We start from the raw sequence: 14,694 nt of genomic DNA, 5'->3' as shown, positions 1-14,694 counted from the left end.
GCAAGTGCATCTCGGCGGAGGCGCACTATCCTACCCGCCAATCGATGAAAGGCGGGAGGAGCAGCATGGGCGCAGCCGAACAGGCCGGCGAGGTCATTCCCGGGCCCATCGCCGCCGCGCTGGTCGATCCGGCCTGCTACGCCGACCACCGCATCCATGATGCCTATCGCTGGCTGCGCGCCAACAACCCGCTCGGGCGGGCCGAGCTCGATGCGTTCGATCCGTTCTGGGTGGTGACGCGGCACGCTGACATTCTCGCCATCAGCCGTCAGAACGATCTGTTCCACAATGCCGACCGTGCGACCACCCTGACCAACAAGGCGGTGCTGGAGCGCGTTCACAAGATCACCGGCCAGCCCAATCTCGTGCGTTCGCTGGTGCAGATGGATGCGCCGGACCATCCGAAATATCGCGCGCTGACGCAGGGCTGGTTCATGCCGGCCAACATCGCCAAATTCGAGCCGCGCATTCGCCAGATCGCGCGTGCGACCGTCGACCGCATGGCGGCGAAGGCCGCGGCCAATGGCGGCGTCTGCGATTTCGTCGCGGACGTCGCGCTCGGCTATCCGCTGCATGTGATCATGGAGATCCTCGGCGTGCCGGAAGAAGATGAGCCGCGCATGCTCAAGCTGACGCAGGAGCTGTTCGGCCCGCAGGATCCGGACACCGCGCGGGTGCGCGAGGCGCTGTCGGCGGAGGTGTTCGCGGCCATGCTGCAGGCCGTGGTCGCGGATTTCGCCGCCTACTTCCAGCGCATCACCGACGACCGCAGGGCCAATCCGCGCGACGATCTCGCCACCGTCATCGCCAATGCCAGGATCAACGGCGAGGACATGCCGCTGCATGACCGCACCAGCTACTACATGATCGTTGCGACCGCAGGCCACGACACGACGTCGTCGTCGACCGCCGGCGCGATCTGGGCGCTGGCGGAAGACCCCGAACAATTCGCGCGCGTCAAGGCCGATCCCGCGCTGATCCCCGGACTCGTCGACGAGGCGATCCGCTGGATGACACCGGTCAAGCACTTCATGCGCAGCGCCACCGCCGACACCGAGCTCGGCGGCCGCCATATCGCGAAGGGCGACTGGCTCATGCTGTGCTACGCGTCAGGCAATCGCGACGAAGCCGTGTTCGACGAGCCCGACACGTTTCGTTGCAACCGCAAGCCGAACCGGCACGTCGCCTTCGGCTATGGCGCGCATCTTTGCCTCGGCCAGCATCTCGCCAGGCTCGAGATGCGCATCCTGTTCGAGGAGTTGCTGCCGCGCCTCGCGTCGCTGGCGCCGGCGGGGCCGGTGAAGATGACGCAGGCGACCTTCGTCAACGGGCCGAAGAGGCTGCCGATCCGCGTGGAGATGTCTTGAGGTCGGGCCGCTCGATCCTCCTCAATCCAGCAGCTTGCGCAGCTCGGCCTTTGCGACCTTCTCCAGGGTCGAGCGCGGCATCTCGTCGACCAGCTTCACCTCGCGCGGCACCTTGAAGTCGGCGAGCCCGGAGCGGCAGGCGGCCAGCACCTTCCCGGGAAGATCGTCGCGTGCGATCCCGGGCTGCGGGATCACGAACGCGACCGGCACCTCGTCCAGCATCGGATGCTTCCTGGCGACGACGGCGGTCTCGCGCACGCCGGGCACGGTGATGATCACCTGCTCGATCTCGGACGCCGCGACGTTCTCGCCGCCGACCTTGAGCATGTCCTTGGTGCGATCGCCGAACTTGATGAAGCCGTCGGCCAGGCGCGTGACGCGGTCGCCGGTGAGGAAGAAGCCGTCGGCATCATAGCTCGTGCGCGTCGCTTCGGCGTTGTAGAGATATTCGGCGAACAGCGACAGGCCGGGCACGCCCTTGATGGCGAGGTTGCCGGTGGCGCCGACCTCGGTCGGCCGGCCGTCATCGTCGGTGATGCGGATGGTGTATTCCGGTGCGGCCCGGCCGATCGACATCGGCGCGTTGGGCTGGTCGATCTCGCCGACGATGCCGTGGGTGATGGTCTCGGTCATGCCCCACCAGCCGATGATCTTGATGCCGAACCTGGCAAACGCAGGCGGCTCGGATACCGCCGTGCCCCACAGCCGGAACTTGTGATGCTTCGGCACCTCCTGGTCGAGCAGCGCCTTCATGCAGAACGGGATGGTCGAGGTCCAGGTGCAGCCATGCTCGAGCGCGACGCTCCAGAAGCGGCTCGCGGAGAAGCGCGGCTGGATCACGCAGGTCGCGCCGACCCAGAGCGTGGCCAGCATCGAATAGGCCAGCGCGTTGGTGTGGAACAGCGGCAGATAGGTCTGGTGCACGTCGCCTTGATGCAGGTCCTCGTGCACGGCATTGACCTTGGCGCCCCATAGCGCGTTGGCATGCGTCCACAGCACCGCCTTCGGCCGCGACGTCGTGCCCGAGGTGTATTGCACGCTGCAAGGCGCCAGCGGGTCGGCCGGCCGCCGCGGCCGGTCGGCACTGTCGGCAAACAGCGCTTCGAAGCGCTCGCCGCGTCCGACGGCCGGCGCCTCCGCCTGACCGGGATCGCGCGAGATCACGGCCATCCACTTGAGACCGCGGCAATGCGCCGCGATCATCTCGGCATAGGCCGGCTGGGTGATCGCCGCCACCGCGCGACAGTGCTCGGCGAAGTAGCTCATTTCGGCGGCTGCCGAGCGCGTGTTGGTCGTGACGGCGAGTGCGCCGAGTTCGACACAGGCGAACCAGGCGAGCATCGCCTCGACGCAATTGTCGAGATGGATCAGCACGGCATCGCCAGGCCGGACGCCGCGCTTGACCAGCCCTGCGGCCAAGGCGCCGACACGGTCGTGAAAGGCGCCATAGGTCCAGCGGCGCGCCGGCGCATCGAACGGCGCGGAGATCAGGAACGGATGGTCGCGCCGGGTCTCGCTGCGCAGCTTCAACAGCCAGGGCACGTCCATGCCGTCGAACGGCGTCACCGTGCCCGCTGCCATCGTCGTTCCGTTCATCTTCGCTCCCGCCATTCTTGAGTACGGCCTGTCTCCGGCCGCTTCGTTCTTGTCGTCATCTTTTGCCACCTCGCGCCGCCGCGATCAAATCGGGATTGAACCCGTCTCCGTCTGCGGGCGACCAATGGCGCGGCAAGACACGCCCGGAGGTTTGCATGCAGGCCGAGCCACGACCGTGGCGGCTGCCCGATGCGCGCTATTTCCAGATCGCGGCATTGGCGACGCTGCTGGCGATCAATTTCGCCGCGATCGATTTCGGCGCGCGTCCCGCAGCGAGCGTGATCGCGGTCACCATGGCGCTGCTCACGCAGGTGGTCTGCTGCCGCATCGCCGGCGTGCCGCTCGATCTCAAATCGCCGCTGATCACCGGCCTCTCGCTCAGCCTGCTGTTGCGCGCCGATGCGCTGTGGCTGCATGCGGCGGCGGCCATGATCGCGATCGGCTCCAAATTCGTGCTGCGCATCGACGGCAAGCACATGTTCAACCCGGCCGGGCTCGCGATCGTGGGGCTGCTGCTCGGCTCCAAGAGCGTGTGGATCTCGCCGGGCCAATGGGGTACGGAGATCTGGTTCGCGAGCCTCGCCGGCTTCTTCGCGATCCTCGTGCTCAGCGCGTCCCGCCGGGTGGATATCGCGCTGTATTTCTTCGCAAGTCACGCCGCGCTCCTGCTGCTGCGCGCCGCCTGGCTCGGCGATCCCCTGGCGATTCCGCTGCATCAGCTGCAGAGCGGCTCGCTGCTGATCTTCACCTTCTTCATGATCTCCGACCCGCGCACCTCGCCGGACTCGCGCGTCGGCCGGCTGCTGTTCGCGCTGAGCGTTGCGGTCGCGGCGCACTACCTCACCTTCGCCCTGCAGATGCGGCCGGCGCTCTATGTGGCGCTGATCGCGCTGTCGCCGCTCACGCTGCTGCTCGATCGGCTCGTCCCTGAGACCCGCTTTTCCTGGCGTTCATCCGTTCCCGAAGGAGTGTCGACATGACCCCGCGTGACAACAAGCTCTTCCGCACCGGCGTCGCGGCCACCGCGATCCTGGCCAACGCGGCGATGGCGCCGGCGAATGCCTTCTGCGGCTTCTATGTCGCCCAGGCGGATGCAAAACTGTTCAACCAGTCGTCGAAGGTCGTGCTGGCCCGCGACGGCGAGCAGACCGCGATCACGATGGCCAGCGACTTCGAGGGCGACGTGAAGGAGTTCGCGGTCGTCGTTCCCGTGCCGACCTTCATCGAGCGCAAGCAGATCGGCGTGGTCGAGCCGAAGACGATCGATCATCTCGACAAATACACCGCGCCGCGGCTGGTCGAATATCATGATGCCGATCCTTGCGCGCCGGTCGTCGTCGCGGCGCGGGCGATGCCCGCGGCGCCGATGATGGGAGGCCCCGTCTACGAGATGGCCCGGCGAAGCTACGGCGTCACGATCGAGGCCAGCTACGACGTCGCCGAATACGACGTGCTGATCCTGTCGGCGCAGGAGAGCGACGGCCTGACCCGCTGGCTGACCGACAACGACTATCGCATCCCGGCGGGCGCGGAGTCCGTGCTCGGCAGCTACATCAGGCAGGGCATGCGGTTCTTCGTCGCCAAGGTCAATGTCGAGCGGATGAAGGGACTGGGGAACGGTCAGCTCCGGCCCCTGCAGGTACGCTACCGGAGCGCCAAGTTCATGGTGCCGCTGCGGCTCGGCACGGTCAATGCCAGGGGACCGCAGGACCTCATCATCTATGCCCTGACGAGGAGCGGCCGCATCGAGGCGGCCAATTATCGCACGGTGAAGATCCCATCCGATATCGATGTCCCGCTCTATGTGAAGGACGAGTTCGGGCCGTTCTACAAGGCGCTGTTCGAGCGCGCCGTCGCGCGTGAGAACATGCAGGCGGTGTTCGTCGAATATGCCTGGGACATGGGATGGTGCGACCCCTGCGCCGCCGATCCGATGAGCAACAGGGAACTGGTCGAGCTCGGCGCGCGCTGGATCGGCAGCGACGACGACGCCTCGTTCCGCACCACGCGCCGTGGCGGCTCCGATGCCTACGCGACCCGGCTGCACGTGCGCTACGATGCCAAGACGTTCCCCGAGGACATCGTGTTCATCGAGACCAAGGACCGCAGCAATTTCCAGGGCCGCTATGTCCAGCACCACCCCTGGCGGGGCGAGGCGTCCTGTCCAGCGGCGAAGACCTACCAGGACAATCTCGCCGCACGCTTCGCCAGGGAGGCGACGGATCTCGCGCAACTGACCGGATGGTCGCGCAGCGAGATCGCCGCCAAAATGGAGAAGAGCGGCGAGACCGCGAGGCAATGACCTCGGCGTGGCCCCGGCTCAATCCTGATACGACGAGATCTCGATCAGGCTGCCGTCGGGGTCGCGGCAATACACCGAGCGCAGGGTGCCGCGCGCGCCCTGCTTGGCGACCGGGCCTTCCTCGATGGCGACGCCGAGCGCCCTGAGATGCGCCACAACCTCGTCGGGGGTGCTGGTGGTGAGGAAGCAGAGGTCGTCGCTGCCGGCCACGACGTGGTCGGCCGTGAACCAGTCGACCTTGTCCGCGTCCTTCGGTCGCACGTTGATCTTCTGGTTCCCGAACAGCAGCGACGTGCGCCTCGCCTTGCCTTGTCCGGGATCAAACACCTGGACCGTCATGCCCAGCACTGCTTGATACCACGCCGTCGTGCGCTCGACGTCGGCGACATTGATGACCAGATGATCGAGCGCATCGACCTTGACTGGCATGGGCCCTTCCCTCCTGATGGGGCATCGATCTCGCCGCCATCGCGGCACTCTGTTACAATCGATGTTACAATAGATCCCGGCGGTTCGTTGACCGCCGCCCAACGATAATGCCTGAGGAAACGCATGATTTCACGTCGTACCGCGCTTGGTCTGATCGCTTCCGCCGTCCCGTCCATCGCTGCCGTTCGCAACGCCTCCGCGGCCGAGTATCCCACCCGTCCCGTCCGCTTCGTGGTGGGTTATCCTCCGGGCGGCGCGACCGACATCCTGGCGCGGCTGATCGGCCAGCGGCTGTCCGAGACGCTCGGTCAGCAGTTCATCGTCGAGAACAAGCCGGGAGCCGGCAACAATATCGGCACCGATGCCGTGGTGAACGCGGCGGCGGACGGCTACACCGTGTTGCTGGTCAATCCGGCCAACTACATCAATGCCAGCCTCTACACCAATCTCAAATTCAACTTCGTCCGCGATATCGCGCCGGTGGCCTCGTTCAACCGCGTCCCCAACGTGATGACCGTCAACAAGGACATCGAGGCCAAGAACGTCGCCGAGTTCATCGCCTATCTCAAGGCAAACCCCGGCAAGGTGAACATGGCCTCGTCCGGCAACGGCACCTCGGTGCATCTGTCGGGCGAGATGTTCATGGCGATGACCGGAACCAAGATGCAGCACGTGCCCTATCGCGGCGCGGCGCCGGCGATCACCGACATGCTCGGCGGCCAGGTGCAGGTCATCTTCGACAACATGCCCTCCATCATCCAGCATATCCGCTCCGGCTCGTTGCGGGCGCTCGGTGTCACCACGCAGCAGCGTTCGCCGCAATTGCCGGACGTCCAGACCGTCGCCGAGACCGTACCCGGTTACGAGGCGAGCGCGCTGTTCGGTATCGGCGCGCCGAAGAACACGCCGAAGGAGATCATCGAGAAGCTCAACAAGCAGGTCAACACCATCCTGGCCGAGCCCGAGATCAAGACCCGTCTCGTCGATCTCGGCGGCGAGCCGCTGATCCAGTCGCCGGAGCAGTTCGGCGCCCAGATCGTCGCCGAGACCGAGAAGTGGAAGAAGGTCGTCGAGTTCGCCGGCCTGAAGGTCGAATGAGACGGCAGGCGACGCCGCGATCGCCGGGCCGCGCGCCGCGGCAGGTCTTCGATGAGGCGCCAGCCCGCCAGACGGGTGTCGAGGGCTGAAGGTGACGTGCCGCGCAGGCGACACGTCACTGCCTTGGTTGGTGATCCGTTCCGCCGATTTGTCGTTTTTTGACCATGCCGGTGTGGTGCAACCCTCCGGCCAGAAGAGGAACAGATCATGCGCAAGGTTATGATGATGGCAGCCGGCCTCGTCGGCGTTGCACTTGGTGGCGGTATCGCGCCGGCCTCCGCAGGCGGTTACGACTATCCCTGGTGTGTGCAGGGCCGAGGCGTCGGTTACCCCGGTGACTGCTCCTACCAGACCTTCGAGCAATGCCGGGCGAGTGCCTCCGGGCGCAATGCAGGCTGCGGCATCAATCCGCGCGTCGCGTTCGATCCTGCCCGCCGCCGCCCCTCGGTCTATGTCGATATGCCGCCGCCGCGCCGCGTGCACCGCTATCAGTATTACTGACACCCTCGACCGAGTGGGTCGGCGTGCGCGACCGATCGGCTGACGCAGGCGCACTTCCGGGATCGCGCGGGCTTGCATCGACTTTGCGTTCGTATATACTTTGTACCGCAAAGTTAAACGAGCCGGTCACCGGCTTCAGGTGAGACATGCGCGATCTCGATAAGGCGCTGGCGGACATCATCGCGATCCGCAGCCAGCTTGCGGCGGGCACGGCATTTCGCGGCTACGGGCCGGCGACGATGGCCGCGACCTCGGCCGTCGCGCTGGTCACTGCGCTGCTTCAGCAGCTGTTTCTGCGCGACCCGACGGCCGACGCGTGGACGTTCCTGCTCGGATGGGCGGCGGCAGCCTGCGTGTCGCTGACCATGATCTGGTTCGAGATGCGGGCGCGATCGCGCCGGCATCATTCCGGCCTCGCAGATGCGATGATCCATCAGGCGGTCGAGCAGTTCCTGCCAGCGGGCATCGCCGGCGTGCTGCTCGCGGTGCTGTTGTGGAAGTTCGCGCCGGAGGCGCTGTGGATGCTGCCGGGCCTGTGGCAGATCCTGATGTCGCTCGGCGTGTTCGCGTCGGTGCGCTCGCTGCCGCGCACGGTGGCGCTTGCCGGGGCGTTCTATTTCATGGCCGGCTTCGCCGTGTTGCTGGTCGGCAGCGCCACGCATGCGCTGTCGCCGTGGACGATGGGGCTTCCGTTCGCGATCGGACAGGGGCTGATGGCGGGCATTCTGTATTTTGCGACCGGAGAGTCCGATGTCGAAGACTGATGGCAGCGCGCCGTTCTCCTATGACGGCCTCGATCGCGTCATCCACGAGAAGGCAAGGCTCGGCCTGCTCACCTCGCTGATGGCGCACCCGAAGGGTCTCGCCTTTGCCGACCTCAAGCAGCTCTGCGGGCTGACCGACGGCAATCTGTCGCGGCATCTGCAGGTGCTGCAGGAGGCCGGTCTCGTCGAGGTCACCAAGGGCTATGAGGGCAATCGCCCGCATACCACCTGCCGGCTGACGAAGGCGGGACGCCGCCGCTTCCTCGACTATCTCGCCGTGCTCGAGCGCCTCGTCCGCGACGCCGCGGCCGCTGCCGGCAAGGAGCACACGCCATCGTCGGCCGGCCTGATCCCGGGCCGCGTCTGACTCTCGCATCGCGTTTATTTTTGACCTGGAGCTTTGCAATGCAAAGTAGTCTGCAACCTCAATCGCCTGCTGTGGTGGATGGCCTGCATGTTGGCATCATCATGGATGGCAATGGCCGCTGGGCGACGCGCAAGGGCCTGTCGCGGCTGCGCGGGCACGAGGCGGGCGTCGAGGCGATTCGGCGCGTCGTCGAAGCCGCGCCCGACCAGGGCATCGGCACGCTGACGCTGTATGCGTTCTCCAGCGACAATTGGCGACGCCCGCGGGCCGAGGTCGCAGCCCTGATGGCGCTGCTGCGGGTCTATCTCGCCAGCGAGGTGGAGGCGCTGGTGCGCAACGGCGTCCGCCTCACCGTGATCGGCCGCCGCGACCGGCTGCCCGGCGGCATCGCCGACGCGATCGGCCGGGCCGAAGCGGCCACCCGTGACGGCAACACCCTGCACCTGCGCATCGCCGTCGACTATTCGGCGCGCGACGCCATCCTCGCGGCGGCGGCGAAGGCCCGCGAGCTCGATGGCCTGACGCGTGCGGCCTTCTCCGATCTCGTGACCGGCGAAACCGGCTTGCGCGACGTCGACTTGATCATCCGCACCTCCGGCGAGCAGCGCCTGTCCGACTTCCTGCTCTGGGAAGGCGCCTATGCCGAGCTGCATTTCACCCAGCGCATGTGGCCCGATTTCGACGCCGCCGATCTGGCCCAGGCGCTCGCCTCCTTCCGCGGCCGCGAGCGCCGCTTCGGCGGCCTCGAGGCGGCGCCGCTGGCACCGGCGCCGGTCGCCTGACGACGGCGCAATCTTTCCGCGCATCGGGGAATCATCTACCGCTTGCAGCACGAGCGCAGAGATCCCCAGATGAAGCACAAGCCGCGCCGGCCCGCCGGCAAGCCCCCGGCCAAATCCGGATCGATGGGCCACAACGATACGCCTGATGCGCTGTGTGCCGCGGCCTTGCGGCTGCTGCGCGCCGGACAGCTCGCGCAGGCCGAGGATGCGTGCCGCCGCGCGCTGACGCTGGACGCAGCCTCGCTCGACGCGCTGCGTGCGATGGGACAGGTCTGCCTGGCGCTCAAGCGCGCCGATGATGCGATTGAGTGGTTCGCCCGCGCCGTTCGGCAGGACATGTCGGCCGCGGAATCCTTCGTCGGCCTGGCGCAGGCGCTGCGGCTCGCCGGCCGCACCGATGAAGCGATCAAGGCTTACGATCGCGCGCTGCAGCTCCAGCCGGATGCGATCGAGAGCTGGGATGCGCTTGGCGAACTGCTGCAGGCGAAGCAACGGCACGCCGAGGCGGCGCTGGCCTGCGATCGGCTGCTGCAGCTCGCGCCCGATCGCGCCGCGACGTGGTTTCGTCTCGGCGAGGTGCTGGAAGCGCAGGGGCGGCGCGACGAGGCGGCCCTGGCCTTCGATCAGGTGGCGCAGCTCAGGCCTGACCACCTCGAGGCGGCCAACAAGGCCGGCGCGCTGCATTTCGATGCCGGTCACTATGAGCAGGCCATCACGCGCTTTGGGCAGTCGCTGGGGCTGATGCCCGATCAGGCGGGCGTGCTGTATCTGAAGGGAATCGCGCTGCGGCGGCTGCGCCGCTACCAGGAAGCCGAGACGTTCGGCCGCCGTGCGCAGGCGCTGGCGCCTGACGATCCCGACGTCGCCAATGGCTATGGCTGCATCCTGCAGAACCTCGGCCGTCACGATGACGCCGTCGCCATGTTCGACAAGGCGATCGCGCTCCGGCCGCAGACCGCGGATTTCCATAATCATCGCGGCACGTCGCTGGCCGAATTGCATCGTTTCGCCGAGGCGTTCGACAGCTTCGATCGCGCCGTCGCGCTGAAGCCGGACCTCGCCGATGCGCATTGGAACGCGGCGCTGTTCCGGCTGCTGACCGGCGACTTCGCCCGTGGCTGGGCGGCGCGCGAATGGGGACGCAAATGTCGCGCCGTCGGCTTCGTCGAGCGCAGCTTCGAGGCGCCGCTGTGGCTTGCCGATGCGCCGCTGGCCGGCAAAACGATCCTGCTGCACAGCGACGAGGGGCTCGGCGACACCATCCAGTTTTCGCGCTACGCCACCCTGGTGGCGGCGCAGGGCGCGCGCGTCGTGATCGAGGTCGACACGCCGCTGCAGCCGCTTCTGTCCGGCCTGGACGGCGTGGCGCAGTGTCTTGCCCGCGGCATCGATGCGCTGCCTTCCATCGACTATCACTGCCCGCTGTCGAGCCTGCCGCTCGCCTTCGCCACCCGGCTCGACACCATCCCTGCCGCGCCGCGCTATCTGCCATGCCCTCCCGAGGCGCGCCGCGCGATCTGGGAGCAGCGATTAGGTCCGCATGAGCGCTTGCGGGTCGGGCTCGTCTGGTCCGGCAACCCCGCGCATCTCAACGATCACAACCGTTCGATCCCGCTGCCGGCGCTCGCGCCGCTGCTCGAGCTTGGCGCGCGGTTCGTCAGTCTGCAGAAGGAGCCGCGTCCGTCGGACAAGGCCGCGCTCGCCATGGGCAACGACGTTCTCGATCTCACCGCCGACATCCGTGACTTCGTCGACACGGCGGCGCTGATCGACAGTCTCGACCTCGTCATCACCGTCGATACCAGCGTGGCGCATCTGGCCGGCGCGCTGGGCAAGCCGACCTGGATCATGCTGCCCTTCACGCCGGACTATCGCTGGCTGCTCGGCCGTGACGACAGTCCCTGGTATCCGAGCGTGCGGCTGTTCCGCCAGGACGCGCGACGTGACTATGCCGACGTCGTCGTGCGCGTGCGCGATGCGCTGGCGCAGCAGGTCGCGGCGTTTTCCGCGACTTAAGGATCGGCATTCAGCAGACCGATCGATATCTCGTGGATGCGCCGCGTCAGCTCGGCGACGCTGCGCCATCCCGTCTTCTCCCGGGTGCGCTTGAGATGCGTGTAGACCGTCGTGACCTTGATGCCGCGATGCGCGGCATATTCGACCGCAGTCATGCCGGTACTCAGCGCACAGGCCAGTTGCGCCTCCGCCCTGGTCAGACCATGAAGGTCCTGAAGCAGATGCGACGCCGGGCTGTCCCGCATCGGATCACGCACCAGCATCACCACCATCGCAGCGGGCCAATCCGAACGAGGGTGTCGTTTGTGCAGGGAGCGCAGCGATATCGTGCAAGGCGGCAAGCCGCCTGGACGCGGCGCCAGGAAATCGAGCGCGGCATCCGTGCCGATCAGGCCGTCGGTACGCGTCGCCGCGCTGAGCGCGCGCGCATAGCGATTGCGCAGATCGGCCGAGGCGAAGACGATGCCGCGCCTCTCGATCCGGAACATGGCGCCGTCTGCCGAGATGGCTTGCAGGCTCGGATTGAGGTAGACGATCTCGCCTCTCGGATCGAGCAGTGCGACGCCGTCCTTCAGCACATCGAGTGCGGTCGTGCCGATATCGTTGCCATAGGCTGTGACGAGGCTGTTTCGCATTCTAAGTGCGCGCTGCAGATGGGGCGTGAGGCGGTGCATCAGGGCGATGTCGGCCTTGCCGACATGGCCCTGCCGCGGCGTTCGCTGCAGGGTCAAGGCGACCATCCGCTGCGGCGACCGCTCCAGCACCGCTGAGAGGAAATAGCGAAGCCCGGCGCGCGGCAGGAACTCTGCATAGAACGGATCGCGGTTCATGGCGCTCTCGTCCATGACCTGATAGTCCCAGGCCAGTTCGCCGCGCTGTTGGTTCAGCGCCATGCGCAGGCGCGGATTGCGGGGCGCGAAGTAGGCGAGGTAGTCGTCGCCCTCGGCCGCAGCAACACCGCTGCTGTGAAAGGTCAGGGGCTGCCGGACGATCGGGTCGATGACCTCGAAGGTGGCACCCTCGGACCTCGTCAGTTCCCGGACGCAATCCAGTGCGTCCGTGATGCCATCCGGTTCCGCAAAGCCCTGATAGATGGCGTCCAACGCCCGCGAATAGAACTCGCTCTGCACGGTGACCTCGCTGCCATGACCGGGAAAGGGTGCGCCGGTCTGAATAATCAACCCGGGCGCGTGGACGATATTCCCCTTCATGGGTCGGCATGCGGCGCGTGAGGTTCATCGCGCAACGGTCGCGCGAAGCCGCGAGATTGGCAGGCCTGCCCAGGCCGTCGGCTGAGGAGTGGCGCACGATCGGAGCTTCACTTGGCCGGAGATGAGTGATGAGGATCCCTGTGCCGCGCGTGCGGCGACAGTCGCACAGAATTCGACGTCGGATGCGCCGGATGGCGCGGGCCGTGCTCGCCGCGCTTCAGGAGTCGCGGTTGCGCACCGCGCGCCGATCGATCCACGATCATCGGCATCTGCTCGACTGATGAGATATGAGAAGGACGCCGGCCGAGCCCCGGAGCCTGTCATGCTCCGGGGCTCGGCATCGCCAGGCTACTCAGCGACGGCGTCGCCCGAGCCGCCGAACTCGCGCGGAAAGTCCTTCAGCTTCGGCAGGCCGTCGCGCATCGGCAGCACGGTCTCGGCATAGTTCACGTGCACGGCCGGCTTGAAATCGAGATCCGGAAGCGTTGCCGCGAACACGTCGACCAGCCCGAGCGGCGGATGAGTGGTCATCAGATGTCCACCGCATTTGGCGCAGTACTGCCGCTGGCTCAACGGCGTCTTCTGGAACATCGCCACGTGCTCGGTGCCGGCTGCGATCCTGACCGCGTCCGGCTTCCACAGGCTGAAGGCGTTGACAGGGCCGCCCGACCACGAGCGGCACGACCGGCAGTGACAATAGCCCATCGCCTCTGGCGCCCCGGACACCTCGACTTCGACCGCTCCGCAAAAACATCGTCCAGTGAGTGTCATCCTCGTCCTCGTTGGTTGTAAGGCCGCAGACGGCATCACTCCCGAAGCCCTGTGTCTTGGCGCGCGGCGACGATCGGCAGGGCTGGCACGACCGCGCGTGACCCAGTTCACATTCGGCCATCCTCCGACAGGCGACATCCTCTGATCGGAGGACGCCGCGTTTGCGGCGATGACGCTATCGATTCCGCCTTGGATGGAGCGCGCGGCTCCAGGTTTCAGTTTCGGATTGTCTCGGGTGATCGCATGTCAGGTTTCAATTCGCGCATCGTCGAATTCTCGACCGACAACATTCCGGAACCGGAGCGCGCGGCGTTCTGGCGCGAGCACTACGGCCAGGTCATGCTGCGTGTCGATTTCGAGCCCGCGCCGGATCTCGCGTTCAAGGCGCGCAATCGGGCCCTGACCCTGCCGGGGCTGCAACTGCTCGATGCCTGGGCCACGCCGGCGCGCATCTCGCGGTCCGGCCGCTATCTTGCCGACGGTGCGGACAATGTGATCCTCGCGATCAATCGCCAGGGAACCGCGTTCGTCGAGTCCGCCGGGCAGATCCGCGAGCTGCGCGAAGGCGAGGCGGCGATCCTCAGCGGCGCCGATGCGAGCGCGTTCCATCGCACCAGCAATGGTCGATCGTTCACGCTGCTGATGCCGCGCGTGATGGTCGAAGCCGCGGATGTCAGCATCGCGGATGCCTTGATGCGGCCGATGCCGGTCGATCGCGGCGCATTGCAGCTGCTCGACCACTATGCGGGCTGGCTCATGGCCAGCAGCGGCGCGATCGATGCGCAACTGCTCAATCTGTCGGTACGCCACGTCCAGGACCTGCTCGCGCTGTCGATCGGGCCGGCCGCCGACCTGGCCGAGACGATGCGCGCGAGAGGATTGCGCGCGGCGCGGCTGAAGCTCGCAAAATCGTTCCTCATCGCCAACAGCCGGCGCCGCGACATGTCGGTGGCGACGATCGCGGCGAAATTGAACGTCACGCCACGCTACGTGCAGCGCCTGTTCGAGATCGACGGCACCACCTTCTCCGCGTTCCTGTCCGGCGTGCGGCTTGCGAACGCGCATCGCATGCTCTGCGACCCGGCCCATGGCCAGCTTGCGATTGCCAGCATCGCCTATGATGTCGGCTTCGGCGATCTCTCGCACTTCAATCGCTCGTTCCGACGCCAGTACGGGCTGACCCCGCGGGAGGTCCGGGGCGATTGCGGAGGCAGCCGCGGGCAGCCGACCGCGCGCGTGTCCTGAACGGGGAGCACGCCATGACGTCCAAGACGATCGTGTTGAGGATCCTCGATGGTATCTTCTTCGCGGCAACCGGCCTTCTCCTGCTCATGCTCGCCGGTCTGCCGATCGAGTGGATGCTCGTCCTGCTCGATATGTCGCCACGCGAATTCCAGGCGTTCGCCTTGTTCGTCATCTTCAGCAGTCTGCTGCTGATCCATGCGATCGCGACGTCGGATTCCGCGCCGTAACCCAAACGTGATCGCAGG

At 66.7% G+C, this 14,694-nt stretch carries 15 protein-coding genes; 11 read left to right on the top strand and 4 right to left on the bottom strand.

Annotated elements, in window-relative coordinates:
• Window positions 1–65 precede the first annotated feature (65 nt).
• A complete protein-coding gene (locus QW845_RS23375; RefSeq protein ID WP_315803880.1) occupies window positions 66–1,367 on the top strand; it encodes a cytochrome P450 in 1,302 nt (433 codons plus the stop codon).
• Window positions 1,368–1,388: 21 nt separating this feature from the next.
• On the opposite strand, the gene QW845_RS23370 is transcribed toward QW845_RS23375, so the two are convergent.
• Window positions 1,389–2,963, bottom strand: a complete 1,575-nt coding sequence (locus QW845_RS23370) for an AMP-binding protein (RefSeq protein ID WP_315803879.1) — start codon at window positions 2,961–2,963, stop codon at window positions 1,389–1,391.
• A gap of 155 nt (window positions 2,964–3,118) precedes the next feature.
• Between QW845_RS23370 and QW845_RS23365 the strand changes: the two genes are divergently transcribed.
• Both QW845_RS23365 and QW845_RS23360 read left to right on the top strand, forming a co-directional pair.
• Complete coding sequence (locus QW845_RS23365) at window positions 3,119–3,943, top strand: RnfABCDGE type electron transport complex subunit D (protein ID WP_315803878.1); 825 nt, start codon at window positions 3,119–3,121, stop codon at window positions 3,941–3,943.
• The gene (locus QW845_RS23360) at window positions 3,940–5,265 is read left to right on the top strand and encodes a DUF2330 domain-containing protein (RefSeq protein WP_315803877.1); all 1,326 of its coding nucleotides are present in this window, start codon (window positions 3,940–3,942) and stop codon (window positions 5,263–5,265) included. Before QW845_RS23365 ends, QW845_RS23360 begins: the two co-directional genes overlap by 4 nt.
• An 18-nt stretch (window positions 5,266–5,283) precedes the next feature.
• On the opposite strand, the gene QW845_RS23355 is transcribed toward QW845_RS23360, so the two are convergent.
• Window positions 5,284–5,694, bottom strand: a complete 411-nt coding sequence (locus tag QW845_RS23355; RefSeq protein ID WP_315803876.1) for a VOC family protein — start codon at window positions 5,692–5,694, stop codon at window positions 5,284–5,286.
• A 123-nt stretch (window positions 5,695–5,817) separates the two neighbouring features.
• Between QW845_RS23355 and QW845_RS23350 the strand changes: the two genes are divergently transcribed.
• From QW845_RS23350 to QW845_RS23325, 6 genes are all read left to right on the top strand, one after another.
• Complete coding sequence (locus tag QW845_RS23350; protein ID WP_315803875.1) at window positions 5,818–6,792, top strand: tripartite tricarboxylate transporter substrate binding protein; 975 nt, start codon at window positions 5,818–5,820, stop codon at window positions 6,790–6,792.
• 207 nt (window positions 6,793–6,999) lie between these two features.
• Window positions 7,000–7,293 (top strand): DUF3551 domain-containing protein, encoded by a 294-nt coding sequence (locus QW845_RS23345; RefSeq protein WP_315803874.1) that lies wholly within the window; start codon window positions 7,000–7,002, stop codon window positions 7,291–7,293.
• 146 nt (window positions 7,294–7,439) lie between these two features.
• The gene (locus QW845_RS23340; protein ID WP_315715042.1) at window positions 7,440–8,057 is read left to right on the top strand and encodes a hypothetical protein; all 618 of its coding nucleotides are present in this window, start codon (window positions 7,440–7,442) and stop codon (window positions 8,055–8,057) included.
• The gene (locus tag QW845_RS23335; RefSeq protein ID WP_315803873.1) at window positions 8,044–8,424 is read left to right on the top strand and encodes a transcriptional regulator; all 381 of its coding nucleotides are present in this window, start codon (window positions 8,044–8,046) and stop codon (window positions 8,422–8,424) included. The genes QW845_RS23340 and QW845_RS23335 overlap by 14 nt, the downstream gene beginning before the upstream one ends.
• Window positions 8,425–8,462: 38 nt before the next feature.
• Entirely contained in the window at window positions 8,463–9,206 is a 744-nt protein-coding gene (locus tag QW845_RS23330; RefSeq protein ID WP_315803872.1) for a di-trans,poly-cis-decaprenylcistransferase, read from the top strand.
• Window positions 9,207–9,275: 69 nt separating this feature from the next.
• Window positions 9,276–11,222 carry a tetratricopeptide repeat protein gene (locus QW845_RS23325; RefSeq protein WP_315803871.1) on the top strand — a complete coding sequence of 649 codons (1,947 nt, stop codon included), beginning with the start codon at window positions 9,276–9,278 and terminating at the stop codon, window positions 11,220–11,222.
• Here QW845_RS23325 and QW845_RS23320 read toward each other — a convergent pair.
• Both QW845_RS23320 and QW845_RS23315 read right to left on the bottom strand, forming a co-directional pair.
• A complete protein-coding gene (locus QW845_RS23320) occupies window positions 11,219–12,433 on the bottom strand; it encodes a helix-turn-helix transcriptional regulator (protein ID WP_315803870.1) in 1,215 nt (404 codons plus the stop codon). The two genes, QW845_RS23325 and QW845_RS23320, sit on opposite strands and share 4 nt — an antisense overlap.
• A 348-nt stretch (window positions 12,434–12,781) precedes the next feature.
• Window positions 12,782–13,204: a GFA family protein gene (locus QW845_RS23315; RefSeq protein WP_315803869.1), complete on the bottom strand. Its 423-nt coding sequence runs from the start codon at window positions 13,202–13,204 to the stop codon at window positions 12,782–12,784.
• A gap of 243 nt (window positions 13,205–13,447) precedes the next feature.
• Between QW845_RS23315 and QW845_RS23310 the strand changes: the two genes are divergently transcribed.
• Complete coding sequence (locus tag QW845_RS23310; protein WP_315803868.1) at window positions 13,448–14,449, top strand: AraC family transcriptional regulator; 1,002 nt, start codon at window positions 13,448–13,450, stop codon at window positions 14,447–14,449.
• 14 nt (window positions 14,450–14,463) lie between these two features.
• Window positions 14,464–14,676 (top strand): hypothetical protein, encoded by a 213-nt coding sequence (locus QW845_RS23305; protein ID WP_315803867.1) that lies wholly within the window; start codon window positions 14,464–14,466, stop codon window positions 14,674–14,676.
• Window positions 14,677–14,694: the final 18 nt, after the last annotated feature.

This window comes from Bradyrhizobium sp. SZCCHNS3002 (assembly GCF_032377435.1).
Classification (GTDB): Bacteria; Pseudomonadota; Alphaproteobacteria; order Rhizobiales; family Xanthobacteraceae; genus Bradyrhizobium.
The sequence above is the reverse complement of the archived record's forward strand: the minus strand, read 5'-3'. Positions and strand labels throughout refer to the sequence as shown.

Coding starts and splice junctions, on each gene's coding strand:
- QW845_RS23355 (WP_315803876.1), bottom strand. CDS start 5,694: ATGCCAGTCAAGGTCGATGCGCTCGATCATCTGGTCATCAATGTCGCC.
- QW845_RS23350 (WP_315803875.1), top strand. CDS start 5,818: ATGATTTCACGTCGTACCGCGCTTGGTCTGATCGCTTCCGCCGTCCCG.
- QW845_RS23370 (WP_315803879.1), bottom strand. CDS start 2,963: ATGAACGGAACGACGATGGCAGCGGGCACGGTGACGCCGTTCGACGGC.
- QW845_RS23365 (WP_315803878.1), top strand. CDS start 3,119: ATGCAGGCCGAGCCACGACCGTGGCGGCTGCCCGATGCGCGCTATTTC.
- QW845_RS23360 (WP_315803877.1), top strand. CDS start 3,940: ATGACCCCGCGTGACAACAAGCTCTTCCGCACCGGCGTCGCGGCCACC.
- QW845_RS23320 (WP_315803870.1), bottom strand. CDS start 12,433: ATGAAGGGGAATATCGTCCACGCGCCCGGGTTGATTATTCAGACCGGC.
- QW845_RS23310 (WP_315803868.1), top strand. CDS start 13,448: ATGTCAGGTTTCAATTCGCGCATCGTCGAATTCTCGACCGACAACATT.
- QW845_RS23345 (WP_315803874.1), top strand. CDS start 7,000: ATGCGCAAGGTTATGATGATGGCAGCCGGCCTCGTCGGCGTTGCACTT.
- QW845_RS23340 (WP_315715042.1), top strand. CDS start 7,440: ATGCGCGATCTCGATAAGGCGCTGGCGGACATCATCGCGATCCGCAGC.
- QW845_RS23375 (WP_315803880.1), top strand. CDS start 66: ATGGGCGCAGCCGAACAGGCCGGCGAGGTCATTCCCGGGCCCATCGCC.
- QW845_RS23330 (WP_315803872.1), top strand. CDS start 8,463: ATGCAAAGTAGTCTGCAACCTCAATCGCCTGCTGTGGTGGATGGCCTG.
- QW845_RS23305 (WP_315803867.1), top strand. CDS start 14,464: ATGACGTCCAAGACGATCGTGTTGAGGATCCTCGATGGTATCTTCTTC.
- QW845_RS23315 (WP_315803869.1), bottom strand. CDS start 13,204: ATGACACTCACTGGACGATGTTTTTGCGGAGCGGTCGAAGTCGAGGTG.
- QW845_RS23325 (WP_315803871.1), top strand. CDS start 9,276: ATGAAGCACAAGCCGCGCCGGCCCGCCGGCAAGCCCCCGGCCAAATCC.
- QW845_RS23335 (WP_315803873.1), top strand. CDS start 8,044: ATGTCGAAGACTGATGGCAGCGCGCCGTTCTCCTATGACGGCCTCGAT.